The following is a 13,878-nucleotide window of genomic DNA, read 5'->3' as shown; positions in this document are numbered from 1 at the left end:
CCCGTCGAGCCCGTGGCGCCCGTAGAACCCGTGGCGCCCGTCGAGCCCGTGGCGCCGGTCGAACCCGTGGCTCCCGTGCTGCCGGTGGCTCCCGTGGCACCGGTCGCCCCCGTGCTACCGGTCGCGCCGGTGACGCCGACCACGCCGGTGATCGGGTACCCGCCATCGTTGGTGAACGTTACGCTCGTGCTTCCGGCACCATTGGTGGCGCTCTGCGTGCCACCGCTGAATGCGACCTGCGCGGTGGTGATATTGATGCCCGTTCCCGTCGCATCGTAGATCGCGAATTGCTCATAAATCCCCTGGCCGAGCGCCGCGGAGAAGGAAAAGCTACCGCCCGTCGAGAAGGGATTCGGCGTATCGGCCACCGTAGATCCGAGCAGGATCCAGTTCCCATTCTGCCTGGCGTAGAAAAACAGCTGATCTCCGGCATCCGCTGTTCCGGAGAATGCAACGAGGCCGTCGCTTGAGGTTCCGGACAAGTTTTCGTTGGCCATTGCAATCTCCCTCGCTATGGCTCTTGCCCACCTTCAGTCTTGGTGGCGCCGGCCTCTCGAACAACGGAAATCAGATCTGTTTTCGCACAAGGCAGCGCATACCAGGCAGCATGCCAGCACAGGGGATCCTCCTATCGCGAGACAAATTGGCCGAGCCATATGCCAGAGGTTATAATTCGTTAACTAAACACGCCGGACCCAAAACCGAATCACGGTCAGGCGGATGCGAAAGCAGATTTCACGAGACGATCTGCGGACCTGGCAGGCGCCGAAGTCGAAAAGGTTAAGAAGTCTATAACCTGTGGCCTATTCCAGCCCGAACCGCGGGCCGGCATGATCGTGAGCGGCGGGCGCGCCCGCATGAGACGCACCGAGCAGGCGCCCCCTCAGGGTGCCTGCCCGAGCTTCGCATGACCCGATCAGACGACGTGGAGTCGCCATGCACCAGCGCCCGACACCCGCGGGGCCGCGTTCGGAGTTCGAGAGGTGAGCGTCTCAGACCGCGCGATGTCGCGCGAGGCGCAGGCGCGTATCATGGCGGTTGTGCGGGTCGCACACTACCATGGCGCTGACCTCGATCCCGCCGACTACCCGCGCGAGTCCGAAGGTCCGGTACCGGCGCCGGCCTCACTCGCGGCATGGGCAACGGCGTCCGGCCTTTGGGCCAGGGCGGTGCGCATGCGCCGGTCCCAGCTCATGCGGCTGGAACACGTCGGCCCCATCGTTGTGTTTCTTGCCGACGGGCATGCCGCCCTCATCACGCGCCGCGATCGTGAGCGAGGCGTCTGCTTCATCGAGGGACCGACGGGCCCCAGCGGCACCGGCATCGAGATCGACGAGCTGCGCCTTGAGCGGGTCTGGAACGGCGAGGCCCTTCTCGTCCGCCGCTCGCGCGCGACGACGGACGACGAGGCCGCCTTCTCGCTCGGTTGGCTCGCCAGGCTCGTCCTCACGGAGAAGCGCAATCTCCGCGAGATCCTGACCGCCTCCCTGGCGGTCAGCGTTCTGCAGATCCTGCCGCCATTCCTGGTCATGGCGGCACTCGACCGGGTTCTGACCCACAACACGGTGTCGACGCTCACGCTGATCACGCTCATGCTGGTCCTCGTGACGGTCTACGAAGCGCTGATCAGCTACGCGCGGCGCGAGATCGTCGAGGTGATGTCGACTCGGATCGATGCCCGTCTGAACGTTCACGTGTTCCGGCGCCTGCTGGCCTTGCCGATCGAGTTCTTCGAGCGATCCCCGACCGGCGAGACGACCCATAAAATCTCGCAGGTCTTCAAGATCCGCGACTTCCTGACAGGGAAGCTGGTCTCGACCGTTCTGGACCTGCTCACGCTCGTCGTCCTGCTGCCGTTCCTGTTCTACATGAGCGTGACCTTGGCGTGGATGGTGCTGGTCGCGTCCGCCTGTGTCGGGGGGCTCGTGCTGGCCTTCCTGCCGGCGATCCGGACCGTCTATGCGCGGCTGATCGCGGCCGAGATCCAGAAGGGCGGGACCCTGGTCGAGACCGTGCACGGGATGCGGACGGTCAAGTCGCTGGCGATCGAGGACGTGCGGAAGCGCGAATGGGACGAACGCGTCGCCGAATCGGGCAAGGCGCGGCTGGCGGCCGGCCGTATCGTCAACTGGGCGCAGACGCTCTCGCTGCCGCTCGAGCGCTTCATCGACCGGGGCATCCTCCTCTGCGGCGCGTACATCGTGGTCCTGGCCCCGGCGGGAACGACCGGCATCACCGCGGGCAGCCTGATCGCCTTCATGATGCTCGGCGGCCGCGTCGCGAGCCCGCTGATCAGCTTCGCCAAGCTGCTTCAGGACATCGAAGAGATCCGCATGTCGATCAGCCAGGTCGCGGAGGTGCTCAACCATCCGACCGAGACCGAGGCGGCACGGAGCGGCCTGCGCCCCCAATTCGCGGGACAGATAAGCTTCGAGGAGGTCGGCTTCCGGTACCCGGGCGCGCAGTCGGCGGCCTTGCGCGAGGTTTCCTTCAGCATCCCCGCGGGAACGATGCTGGGGCTGGTCGGCCGCAGCGGGTCCGGCAAGTCGACCATCGCGCGCCTGCTGCAGGGGATCAATCGCGACTACACGGGCCGGTTGAAGATCGACGGCTCGGACCTGCGCGAGATCAACCTCACGCACCTGCGTCGGAGCTTCGGCGTGGTCATGCAGGACAACTTCCTGTTCCGCGGGACGGTGCGTGAGAACATCATCGCCGGCCGGCCGGGCTTGACCTTCGAGGACGTGATCCGCGCCGCGCGGCTTGCTGGCGCGGAAGAGTTCGTCGAACGGCTGCCCCGCGGCTACGAGACCTGGATCGAAGAGGGCTCCGCGAACCTGTCGGGCGGCCAGAGGCAGCGGCTCGCGATCGCCCGCGCCCTGATCACGGATCCGAGATTGCTCATCCTGGACGAGGCGACCAGCGCGCTGGATCCCGAAAGCGAGGCCCTGGTGAACGCGAACCTCCAGCGGATCGCGAGCGGCCGGACCATGATCATCGTGTCCCACCGGCTCTCGTCCCTGATCCGTTGCGACCAGATCCTGGTGCTCGACAAGGGCAGTGCGATCGCCATCGGTCCCCATGACCATCTGGTCGAGCATTGCACGATCTACAAGCAGTTGTGGCAACAGCAGAATCGGCATCTGGAGGAGGCGCGTCCGTCCCCGATCTACCTGAGCGCCACCTGATCGGAGACCGCAGATTGCGCCGTTCGCTCCGGACGAACGCGGCGCCGGGTGGAGCAAGCCCTCAGGTTGTTCTGAGCCACGGCCATACGGAAACAAGGGCTCGCCGATGAGTAACTCTCTCGCAAGCTGGTTCAATTTCCGGATCAGACGCCTCTCGCCCGCGGAGGCGGATGTCGGTCCGGTCCTCCTGGAGTTCCAGTCTCCGACGGCGGCGCTCCTCGCGATGCCGGTTCAACCTGCGGCGCGCAGCATGCTCGGCGTGGTCCTCACGCTCGTGATCGCCTCGGGCCTCATCCTGGCCACGTGTCCCGTCGACGTCGTGGTCACGGGCGGGGGGCGGATGGTGTCGACGAGCCCGACGATCGTCCTTCAGCCCTTGGAAACGTCGATCGTGCGCTCGATCAAGGTTCGCGAAGGCCAAGTCGTCCGCGCCGGCGAACTCCTTGCCGAACTCGATCCGACCTTCACCGGCGCCGACGCTCGGGCCCTGGAGAACCAAGTTCTCAGCCTTCAGGCGGAGGTGGATCGGCTGACGGCGGAGAGCACAGGATCGCCGTTCCATCCGTCCTCGGCCGACGCCGCGACCGTGATTCAGGTCGCTCTCTACGGGCAGCGACAAGCCCAGTACCGGCACCAGATCGAGAGCTACGATCAGAAGATCAGAGGTTTGGAGACGCAGCTCGCGCGCGCGGATCTCGACGCCAAGGCGTTCGGCGAGCGCGCGGAGATCGCCGGGATCCTCGAATCGAAACGCCTGCAGCTGGAGCGCCTCCAGGTCGGCAGCCAGATGAATCGCCTGGTCGCTCAGGACCAGCGCATCGAGATGCAGAGGAACCTGAAAGATGCGACCGCGTCCGCGGGCCGGGCCCGGAACGACCTCAATCAGATGATCGCCGAGCGGGATGCCTTCTCGCAGCACTGGAAATCGCAGATCAGCCAGGAGATCACCCTGCGGCGCCGCAGCCTCAACGAGGCCCAGGAAGGCCTGCGGAAGGCGACCCTCCGTCGACAGCTGGTCAATCTGGTGGCCGAACAGGACGCGATCGTCCTGAATGTCGCCAAGGTGTCGGTCGGTTCGATCCTGCAATCCGGCGAGCAGCTCATCACCCTGGTGCCGCGGGACACGCCCCTGGAAGTCGAGACGCGCATCGCGGCCGACGAGGCGGGTTATGTCCATCCCGGACAGAAAGTCAGCGTGAAGTTCGATACGTTCCCCTTCGTGCAGTACGGCATGGCGGACGGCGTCGTGAAGAGCGTGAGCGCCGACAGCTTCACCGGGCAGCAGGAGACGCAGCGAAGCAGTGTCGGCGGGCAGGCGGCCAACGGCGTCTGGTTCCGCGCGCGCGTGGAACTGACCGCGATCAAGCTTCACGGACTGCCCGATAACTTCCACATGACCGCCGGTATGCCCGTGACGACCGATGTGATGGTCGGGGATCGAACGATGCTCAAGTATCTGTTCGCCCGCCTGCTGCCCGTCGGACTTGAAGGGATGCGGGAGCCGTGAATAATCGCTACTCTTCGGAGGCGTGCGGCGGATGAAGATCGTCGACAGGTTCCTGGCTCCGGCATCTCCGACCGCGCGGCTCAGGCTCGGCCTCAGCCTGCTGGAGAGCGGCCGGTTCAAGGACGGCGTCGCTCAGATCAGCCGGGCGGCCCAGGGCGGCTTGCCGGACGCGCAGTTCCACCTCGGGCAATGCTACCTGGACGGGACGGGCGTCCCCGAGAGCATCACCGAAGCCGTCCGCTGGATGACCGCCGCGGCAGAAGGCGAGCATGCGGAGGCACAGTTCAAGCTCGCGTTGCTGTGCATGCGCGGCGATACCGGGATGGCGGAGCAGAGGTCTTCGCTCACGGACGAGTTGGCCTTCGACCGCGCCGACGAGCGAAAGCAATCCGATCCCGTCTCCGCCATCCTCTGGGCGCGACGGGCCTCCGCCAACGATTCGCGCGAAGGGCAGGCCCTGCTCGGCTACATCCTGACGGCGGGCCCGAACGCCCTGCGCGACGAAGCCGAGGGGGAACGCTGGTACCTGGCGTCGGCCGGCGCAGGCTGTCCGCAGGGGCATCTCGGCCTGGGACTGCTGCGTCTGCGGAAGCAGACGCCCGAGGACACTGCGCTGGCGGTCGCCGAGATCGAGAAGGCGGCGGCGGCCGGCTTGGGGGATGCGTTGTTCCTGCTCGGTGCGCTCACGCATGCAGGCATCGGCGTGCCGAGAAGTGCGGAACGCGCCGTCGAGCTCTACGCGCGGGCGGCCGAGGGCGGCATCGTCGCCGCCCAAACGAGCTTGGGTCTCGCACTGCTCAATGGCGACGGCGTCGAGCGGAATCCGATCCTGGGGGAGACGTGGCTCAGACGCGCGGGTCTGGCCGGAGACGCACACGCCGCCGCGCTGGTCGGGCACCTGCATGCCAGAGGCGGCGATCTGGCGCCCAATTTCGCCGAAGCGGCGCTCTGGCTCGAGCGCGCGGCAAAGGCCGGCTATGCCGGCGCGGCGCGAACGCTGAGCCAGCTCTACCAAGTCGGCCTGGGCGGCGCTCAGGACCCGGACAGGGCCGCGCACTGGCTGCGGGAGGCGGCCAACCTCGGCAGTGAAGTCTCCCAGGTCGATCTCGGAAATCTGATCCTCGCCGGTGAGGGCGCGCCCGGCGACGATGTGCGGACCCGCCACTGGTTTGAGCGCGGCGCCAGGCAGGGCAATCTGGCGGCGGCCTTCAACTTCGGCATCTGTCTGTCGCACGGCATCGGCGGTGGATACGACGAGGCGCAGGCGGCCCTGTGGCTGCGCAAGGCGGCCGAGGAGATGCCGATCGCCCAGTTTTGGTACGGTCGGATGATCGCCGAGGGCCGAGGGGTCGTCGGCGATGCCGTGGAGGGCCGGACTTGGATCGCGCGAGCCGCCGAAGGCGGCGTCGCGGAGGCGCAGGCGATGCTGGGCGAGATGATGGTCAACGGCCGAGGGGGCCCCGTCGACCGCGTCCAGGCCTTCCATCTGTTCGAGCGCGCGGCCGAGAGCGGCCATGTCGGGGCAATCTATGCTCTGGCCGCCATGCTCGACGGCGGGTACGGTCTGAAACCGGACTTCCCCCGTGCGTTGAGCCTGTTCAGAGCAGCGGCGGAGGCAGGACATGCGGATGCGCAACTGGCTGCAGGTCGCTACCTGGCCCGCGGGCTCACGGGCTCGAAGGACGAGGCCGAGGCACGCCGCTGGTTCGAAGCGGCACGCGGGCAGGGTGTCCGTGAGGCTGCCGCGGAACTCGAACAGCTCGATCAAATCAGCTTTCCGAAACGCGACGACAGTGGAGCCGCTTTTTTCGCGGCTTAATTGTACTTTGACATCGCGGCCTTATCGGCCTAATAAGGCCACGTATCTCACATGTTCCTTAGTTCTGCTCGGCGCGATCCTGATGCGACCTGCCGAGGCGGACATGTTGCGGAGACAAGCGATGAGTGGCTGGGTCGTAAAAATTACGAAGGCCGGGAATTTCACTGCGCCGAAGCTTTACGCGGTTGCGGAGGCGGATCCGCGCCGGGCGCTGTATCTCGTCAACAAAGCCGCCGACGGGGCGCCGCCAGCCGATCGCGTCGAGACGGTCGGCGAGCTCTCGCCGGATGCGGTTCACAATCTCGGGCTTGGGCCCGAAGAGATCCGTGACGTGACGGCCAATCCGCCCGCTCACTGACCGGCCCACGGCCGCACCATGGCTTGCAGGCCACGCATCGGCCGGTGAACCTGATCGAAGCACCGTTCACGGGATCCGGAGCAGCCGGATCCTGTGCGCGCGCGTCGGCGGCAGGGCGATGACCCGGACGCTCATGCGCCGCGATGCCGGAGATGATCCGGCTGATCGTTCGCTGCGGCGCACGGGCGGTGTCCGGTTGCAACGCGCACGATCCACAACGGTGAAGCTGTGACGGGCGCGGCGTGCCCCCTCTCCCGTCCAGAGGAGGGGACCCGCGTCTCATCCGGACGACACAGCAGCCTCGTGAAATGTGCCGTGCGCACCGCGATCGGGCAGGATCCGGACGCCTGCCGCGGCCTCGAACGTCATGTGCGAGGGCAGGGGCGCCCAAGCATCCCCGCGCCCACCGGATATCGACCGGGGCGATGCCATCATGCGTGAGGGGGCAAGGCTCAAGTGTCGGACCCACCCTCGCGCCGCCCCGTGCCGGCCGACGCATCTCCCACCCGGAACGAACCAGAGCGTCCAGTCCTCAAGGCCGAAGTCCCCCTCCGCGCGACTGACGACGGGCATCGGCGCCGCGTGTGACGGCCGGTTCGGTCCGCGCTCAAACGCAAACGATCGTCAGGACCTCGGGACAAAGGACTGAAAATTCAGATTTTACAGACAATCGCGATATACAGATTCATATCGCGACTTGAATACAATCTTCTGTCGATGAAAATAGTTGACCCACCGGGAAACCGCTCCATTCTCATGGCCGCGAACCGCAGACGGCGACCGAGACTGTAACCTGCTTCCGATCCACGAGGCACGCCCTCATGCGTCAGATGAAGCACATCATCGATGGGCTCACCCGACCCGCCGGCGGCAACTGGATTTTTGCAGCCGCCTTCGGCGCCGTTCCGATCCTCTATCTGATCCCCGCAGCAAGCCGCTTTTATGTGAACGAGCACGCCGTCTTCGCGATCATACCCTGGTGCGCGAACAGCCTCTTCCTGGCCATCCTGCTCCGTATACGCCGGGAAGCATGGCCGCCGGCGATCGCGACCGCCGCGGCCGCCAACTTCGCCGCCCACCTGTTGATCGGCAAATCGATTCTGGCGACATCCGGCATCGTCATCGCGGACTTGTTCGAAATCTGCGCGACGGCGGCACTTTTCAGGCAGATAAACCGCGGAGCAAATTGGTACTTATCAGTCAAAACCATCCTCCTTCTTACGGTCTTCAGCTCGCTCGCCTGCCTGCTGAGCGCGGCGTTCGAATTCGCCTGGATCAGTCTCCTTGTTCCCGCAACGGAGCGGCCGATCATCCAGGCCCGGTCTTTCACCGAAGCCCTCGACTTGCTCGTAGTGCTGCCTTTGGTGCTGAGCTGGACTGAACGGTCTCTTCTGGAAAGGCTCAACCCCCGGAAATTATCTCAGATCGCCGTTCTGACGATCGCGAGTGCGGCCGCCAGTTACGCTCTGCTGGTGTCTCACACGCCGTTTCTTTTTCTCGCGATACCGCTGTTGCTGTTGGCAACGCTCAGCGGCGGATTGTTGGGCAGCAGCGCGGCGGTCTTCGGTGTGTCGCTCGCCGTTCGATTGTTCACCTTCAACGGACCGGCGGCCCTGAGCGCGGCCAAGGGCGCTGCGAGTGCCGAATTGCTGATCATCTACAATTTGTTCGTCCTCACGGCCCTCTTATCGGCCATCCCGTTGGGCGTGCTTCTCGCCCGACTTGAAAACGCGGCCCACCGCTTGCGTGAGGCGGGCGCGGCGGCCGACCGCGCGCGTGAGGAAGCCGAAGCGGCACGTGACAAGGCCGAGACCGCGGGCCGGGCGAAGAGCGATTTCCTGTCCGTCATGAGCCACGAGCTTCGAACGCCCATGACCGGCGTGCTCGGCTTGGTGGACCTGCTCGCGAAGGAATCCCTGACGGACAATCAGAAAATAAATCTCGATCTCGTCAGGCAATCCGGCCATCATCTTCTGAGTGTGATCAATAACATTTTGGATTTCTCAAAGATCGAGTCCGGAAAACTCGAAATCGAGTCCACGATCTTCTCGGTGAAATCCCTATTCGATGAAGTATGCGCGACGACGCAGCCGCTCTGCCGCGCCAAAGATATCGCGTTCAAGGAAGACTATTCCGAACGTATCCCAGCTTGCGCAATCGGTGATCCGACCAAGATCCGGCAAGTCTCGCTGAATTTCGTCGGAAATGCGATAAAATTCACACATCATGGAACGATCAGGATTATCGCAACCCATCGCTCGATCGGTGAAAACAAGCTCTTGCTCCGGATCGAGGTGCAAGACAGCGGCATCGGCATCGCCGAAGAGAATCAAGCGGAGGTTTTTACGGCCTTCACACAGGAAGATAAATCGACAGCGCGCCGCTACGGGGGGAGCGGTTTGGGACTGGCGATCTCCAGACGTCTCGTCACCGCGATGGGCGGAACGATCGGTTTTACCAGCTCGCCCGGTTCCGGCAGCCGCTTCTGGTTTGAGATCCCCCTTCTTGAGCATGACGGATCTGACGTCGTGGCCCCCATCCCATGCAGGCCATCGGATCTGCAACCGCGTCGCATCCTCGTGGCCGAGGATATTCCGCTGATCCGCAGTATCATTCGCTCGATGCTGGCATCGGATCGTCATACCCTGATCTTCGCCCAGGATGGCGCCGAGGTTGTCGAATTGGCCAAGCAGGGTTGCTTCGATCTGATCCTGATGGATGTCCAGATGCCGGTCATGGACGGTGTCGAGGCGACGCGGGCGATCCGGCGCCTCGAGGGCCCGGAAAGGAGCCTGCCGATCATAGCGCTCACGGCCAACGTCTACGAGAGCGAGCGCCGGCGCTACCTGGAAGCCGGAATGAACAGCTGCATCGCGAAGCCGATCGATTGGGGTTCGCTGAACGCATCCATTGCTCACTACACGGCGAGAACGCGAAATCTCGTGAGCGGCAGCGCGGTCTCGCCGACGCCTCCACCTCAGCAGTCCGATCTGCTCGACGATCGTAAACTTCAGTCCTTGCAAAAGAGACTGGGTAGCGAGCTCGAATCCCTCCTGCTTCAGGCACTCCGAAATGCCCATGGCACCTGTGCCTATCTCGACCGCACCGATGCCAGCGGGAAGGCGAAAGCGAAGGAGGTCCATGCGCTCAAAGGCATGGCCGGCATGCTCGGGCTCTCAGGGATGCAGCGTCTTTGTCTCGGGTTGGAGATCGAGCTGGGATGCGATCAAAGCATCGGCACCAGTAACGCCGATCTGCGCGCGATGATCACGTCGACCCGGGCAGCCCTCGTCCGAAAGAATTTCCTGACCGAACCGGAATTCGCCGCGCAAACAGGATTGTGATACGGCGGTTGCGGACGGGATCCTTGCCAGTATCTCGCGCCGTTGCGGGTGGCGCAGCGCGCATCGCCGAAGCCCGCGGGAGGAAATCCGCGCACGCGGTCTGCGCGGGGCGCCCCCCGCTCGCGGAGCCGCTCATCGTCGGCGCCCCGCGTTGTGCGGCTCGGGCGGGCAACGTCCGGCTGCCGCGCAACCACCTGCAGAGCGGCACATCGCGCCGAAGGCACCGGCAAGGTCTCCGGGGTCGCACGCGGCGTGGACCAGAGTTCTGATGACATCCGGTTGTCGCGCGACGATCCGATCGCCGATTCGCCAGGTACGCGGACACTGAACACGCATCGCGGATCGTCAGGCCGTCAATATTGTAAATAATAAAACCGCATCCTGCGACCGGCCGAATCAGAAGCGCTGCTCCTGCAATCCGACAACTGAACGGACATTGGCGTAATTTGCCAGCTCGGTCCGATTAGAGAGAGACAACTTCTGAAATATATTATACAAATGGATCTTGACTGTCCCCTGCGAGATATTGGCCTCTCGCGCGATCTGTTTGTTCGTCAGGCCTCTTGCAACGAGCATTGCGATCTCGCGTTCGCGCGCCGTCAGGTTCCGCGTGCCACCGTCCCCGTCCTCGCCATGGTGTCGATCATAGGATTGGCCTTGGCGTTGGATATGGCCGCCTTCAATCCAATCCAGAAGGTCGTCGCTGGCGGAGTCTTTGTGAAAGATCGCGATCGCACCACATTCCGAGGCCGTGGCAAACTCTTCACGAGCGACTGAGCCGGTCAGGACAATGAACTGCGTCTCTGAACCGGCCTGCCGCGCAGCCTGGATGACCTCGACACCTGACAATTTCGGCATCTGCACATCGAGGCACGCGAGATCGGGTTGCAGTTCGAGGATCACCTTCAATGCCGTTTCGCCCTCGCAGCAGGTGGCCACGACATCCAGATTGTTGACCTGCCGGAGCAGGGCGGCCAATCCAGCGAGGACCACCGGATGATCATCCGCGATTATGATACGACGACCGGGGGAACAAGCCATAACGCGTCTCTATACGCCTGCTGTTGCGATCCAGTTATTCTCCGATACGCGAGATCAATTTTTGCCGTATAAAATTCTTATTGAGCGGCACGACTTGCGGACTCGCCGTCTTTCAGCATTGTCTTTCAAATCGACACTCTCAAGCTCACAATCAATCATTCAAATCCGACCGCGAAGATATGATACGTAAAACAACTCCATCGACGGCTCAATTTATGAAACATCGACATACGATATGCATCTTCACGCCGCGAAGCCGGAAAGAGCAACATCGATAGACAATATCTCTCTACAGATGCACCAATATCGAAAGATCTGTCGGTATAATTGTATTTAATAGCGGAATCTCGAAGGATTCATCTGTACAGACGGGAAAAACAGGTGTCAAGATTGATTTCCGGCGATGCATATAGGTTAATATTTTGACGATCCGCCGCGGCGAACGGCTCTGCTGGCAGGCCGGTCTTCCGCGGCGCGACCGCGACTGTGATACCGTTCCGACGCGGCGGCGTGACGGACACGCGAGCCATTTCCGAACGCGTTGCGATGAATCGCGGCCCAGGCGCCGCGGGTCCGGACTTGCGCAACGGGCTCCTCTCCCGGGCGGGAGAAGGCCGGGGCGCGGGACGAGACGCTTCAGGACCGAGCGCCGTGGACACGCGCGGGACTCGGTCGAGATTGTGCTCGTCGCCCCTGCCGCACGGAGCTATAGACCTTCCCGCACGGTGGCATGATGCCCCGGATCACGGCGGCTGCCGTCATCGCCTATGAAGAGGCGAGTGCGATCCCCGCTCAACGCTGAGCCCTAATGGAAGCGGCCGCTCGGATCGGACGCGGTCATGCTCCGCGCAAGCAGTACACCGGCCTGCATCAGGGCCTGCCGCAAAACCGGCAGCATCTCCTTGGCATGATCCTGCTCAATGAGCCCATGGGCTATCAGCAGGTGGTCGGCCACGAGCTCCAAGGCTGAGCCCGGTGGCGTCGTCGGGCTCACGGGCGGCGGCACGAAGCGCGCCAGCGTGCCGAAGGCACCCAACGGTTCCGAACCGCTCACGGCGATCTCCGTGACCGAGCCGAGATAGCCGAGGAAGGTGCGGCCGGGCGGCCCGAACGAGGGGACGGCCCCGATCATCGCCCAGGCGTAGCTTCCGTCCGTACGGCGCAAGCGTAGGCGCAGGCTGTACTCGCACTGCTGATCGCGAGCCTCGCGCAGGAACGTGACCGCAACCTCATGGTCGTCGGGAAGCACACAAGCGAACCAGCCATGCTCGACGGCCTCGGCCGCCGCCTGGCCGGTGAAGACCGTCCATTCGGGACTGACGTAGCTCACGCCCCCGTCCGCCTTCGTGACGAAGATCATCTAGAACGCTCCTCGGCTTCTGACTCGCATCGGCGCGGAAGCCCGAGCGCCAATCCCCAGACCCACCGAATTCAACTGGAGCGATACTTTTACTTTTCAACCGAGCTCGTTGATTTTAGTCAATTCGTGATCGCGGAACATACATCTTCGATCTAAGGTTTTGCTGATGACATGAGAAAATTTGACGAGCCCGATTGGGCGACGCTGCACCGGCTCGCTGATGCTCTCGGCGTCCCTGTCGAGCGATTCTTCGCCGAGAAGCCGCCTGCTGGCGAAGCCGCGAGCACGGACGAATGCCTGCGCCTGTGGTTCAAGATCGAGACGGAGGAGGGACGACAACAAGCGTTGGAAGCGCTGCGAGGCGTTGCGGAGAGAGAAGAGCCATAGCAACCGGTGGATCCCGACGGCGGATATGGGCCGCCGAACACATCACCGAGCGCGTTCCGCCTAAAAAGCGTGCGCCGCCGCCGATCCTCCGGCCCGGCTTGGATCATGTGGCCGCGCTGGCAGAAGGCGGCGAGGCTGGCGTCGGCGTTGTTCGAGGTGTCGTGATCGCGGTGTGCGACGGCCAAGACCGTCCGGGTCCAGCGGTCGAGGATGTCGGCTTCTGCCGCGACCCGGAAGCGGCGCCCCCGTCCATCGCGCCACCGGCCGGCTTCCGCGCCCCACAAGCGACCATCCAGCGACCATCGCCGAGGGGGTAGACCATCCCCGCCCGTATGGCCGCCCCCAGCCCTTACGGCAGTCTTCCGCCCGCCCCAACCGGCTCACGTCCGAGAGCTGGGGCCAGCCGATGGGGTTGAAAAAGCGATGCTCAGGCCGGATCGGCACCGCGGGGCTGAAAATCCGGTGCGGGGCCCAAGCTGCGGCGAGCCGGCCCACCCATCCTGTAGCCATTTGGCCACAGCCACCCGGCAACGTGCCGGCGGAATGCAACCAAAGCGCCAGCGAGATGTTGTGGCGCCCGGATGAGGATCGAGCGGCATATCTCCCAAATCTAACTCATTTTTACAGACAGTTTACTATGCCGCCCCGCCTCGTCGCCCAATGGTGTGCCCATAAAACTACAGCTATTTTCGGCACGAACCGGTAGCCATACATCCAGATCGAAATTTGGACCTTACCTCATGACCAAGCTCCTGGCCTCGCTGGCTGCCTTCACCGCCCTGACCGCTGCCGCCTCGGCCGCCGACCTGCCGCGCCGCGCCGCCCCGCCGCCGGTCTTCACCCCCGTCCCGGTCTTCACCTGGACCGGCGCCTA

General features: G+C 64.0%; 9 protein-coding genes and 1 pseudogene. 5 read left to right on the top strand and 5 right to left on the bottom strand.

Features of this window, described 5'->3' with window-relative positions; genetic code table 11:
- Positions 1 to 497, bottom strand: a 497-nt coding sequence (locus BM396_RS33150) for a hypothetical protein (RefSeq protein ID WP_210187142.1), incomplete at its 3' end; no start/stop codon positions are given.
- A gap of 678 nt (positions 498 to 1,175) precedes the next feature.
- On the opposite strand from BM396_RS33150, the gene BM396_RS25455 reads away from it, so the two are divergent.
- From BM396_RS25455 to BM396_RS25435, 5 genes are all read left to right on the top strand, one after another.
- Positions 1,176 to 3,188: a peptidase domain-containing ABC transporter gene (locus BM396_RS25455; protein ID WP_244538949.1), complete on the top strand. Its 2,013-nt coding sequence runs from the start codon at positions 1,176 to 1,178 to the stop codon at positions 3,186 to 3,188.
- A 106-nt stretch (positions 3,189 to 3,294) separates the two neighbouring features.
- Positions 3,295 to 4,695 carry an HlyD family type I secretion periplasmic adaptor subunit gene (locus tag BM396_RS25450; RefSeq protein ID WP_043354297.1) on the top strand — a complete coding sequence of 467 codons (1,401 nt, stop codon included), beginning with the start codon at positions 3,295 to 3,297 and terminating at the stop codon, positions 4,693 to 4,695.
- 31 nt (positions 4,696 to 4,726) lie between these two features.
- Positions 4,727 to 6,514, top strand: coding sequence for a tetratricopeptide repeat protein (locus BM396_RS25445; protein WP_051976309.1), 1,788 nt, complete (start codon positions 4,727 to 4,729; stop codon positions 6,512 to 6,514).
- A gap of 121 nt (positions 6,515 to 6,635) precedes the next feature.
- Positions 6,636 to 6,872, top strand: coding sequence for a hypothetical protein (locus BM396_RS25440; protein ID WP_043354299.1), 237 nt, complete (start codon positions 6,636 to 6,638; stop codon positions 6,870 to 6,872).
- Positions 6,873 to 7,693: 821 nt separating this feature from the next.
- The gene (locus BM396_RS25435) at positions 7,694 to 10,216 is read left to right on the top strand and encodes a hybrid sensor histidine kinase/response regulator (protein ID WP_051976308.1); all 2,523 of its coding nucleotides are present in this window, start codon (positions 7,694 to 7,696) and stop codon (positions 10,214 to 10,216) included.
- 396 nt (positions 10,217 to 10,612) lie between these two features.
- Here BM396_RS25435 and BM396_RS25430 read toward each other — a convergent pair whose 3' ends face one another.
- From BM396_RS25430 to BM396_RS33465, 4 genes and pseudogenes are all read right to left on the bottom strand, one after another.
- Positions 10,613 to 11,257, bottom strand: coding sequence for a response regulator (locus BM396_RS25430; RefSeq protein ID WP_075379924.1), 645 nt, complete (start codon positions 11,255 to 11,257; stop codon positions 10,613 to 10,615).
- Between the two features lie 805 nt (positions 11,258 to 12,062).
- Complete coding sequence (locus BM396_RS25425; RefSeq protein ID WP_043388008.1) at positions 12,063 to 12,617, bottom strand: PAS domain-containing protein; 555 nt, start codon at positions 12,615 to 12,617, stop codon at positions 12,063 to 12,065.
- A 96-nt stretch (positions 12,618 to 12,713) separates the two neighbouring features.
- Positions 12,714 to 13,007, bottom strand: a complete 294-nt coding sequence (locus tag BM396_RS32940) for a hypothetical protein (RefSeq protein ID WP_158713319.1) — start codon at positions 13,005 to 13,007, stop codon at positions 12,714 to 12,716.
- 20 nt (positions 13,008 to 13,027) lie between these two features.
- Positions 13,028 to 13,448, bottom strand: a pseudogene (locus BM396_RS33465) (hypothetical protein); the annotation flags it as partial.
- Positions 13,449 to 13,878 lie beyond the last annotated feature (430 nt).

The sequence above is a fragment of the Methylobacterium sp. UNCCL125 genome (genome assembly GCF_900116795.1).
Lineage (GTDB): Bacteria > Pseudomonadota > Alphaproteobacteria > Rhizobiales > Beijerinckiaceae > Methylobacterium > Methylobacterium fujisawaense.
This window is presented reverse-complemented; position numbering and strand designations above follow the sequence as displayed.

Bases quoted from the DNA above. Each gene is read 5' to 3' on its own strand.
- BM396_RS25455 (WP_244538949.1), top strand. From the start codon at position 1,176: ATGCGCCGGTCCCAGCTCATGCGGCTGGAACACGTCGGCCCCATCGTT.
- BM396_RS25450 (WP_043354297.1), top strand. From the start codon at position 3,295: ATGAGTAACTCTCTCGCAAGCTGGTTCAATTTCCGGATCAGACGCCTC.
- BM396_RS25445 (WP_051976309.1), top strand. From the start codon at position 4,727: ATGAAGATCGTCGACAGGTTCCTGGCTCCGGCATCTCCGACCGCGCGG.
- BM396_RS25440 (WP_043354299.1), top strand. From the start codon at position 6,636: ATGAGTGGCTGGGTCGTAAAAATTACGAAGGCCGGGAATTTCACTGCG.
- BM396_RS25435 (WP_051976308.1), top strand. From the start codon at position 7,694: ATGCGTCAGATGAAGCACATCATCGATGGGCTCACCCGACCCGCCGGC.
- BM396_RS25430 (WP_075379924.1), bottom strand. From the start codon at position 11,257: ATGGCTTGTTCCCCCGGTCGTCGTATCATAATCGCGGATGATCATCCG.
- BM396_RS25425 (WP_043388008.1), bottom strand. From the start codon at position 12,617: ATGATCTTCGTCACGAAGGCGGACGGGGGCGTGAGCTACGTCAGTCCC.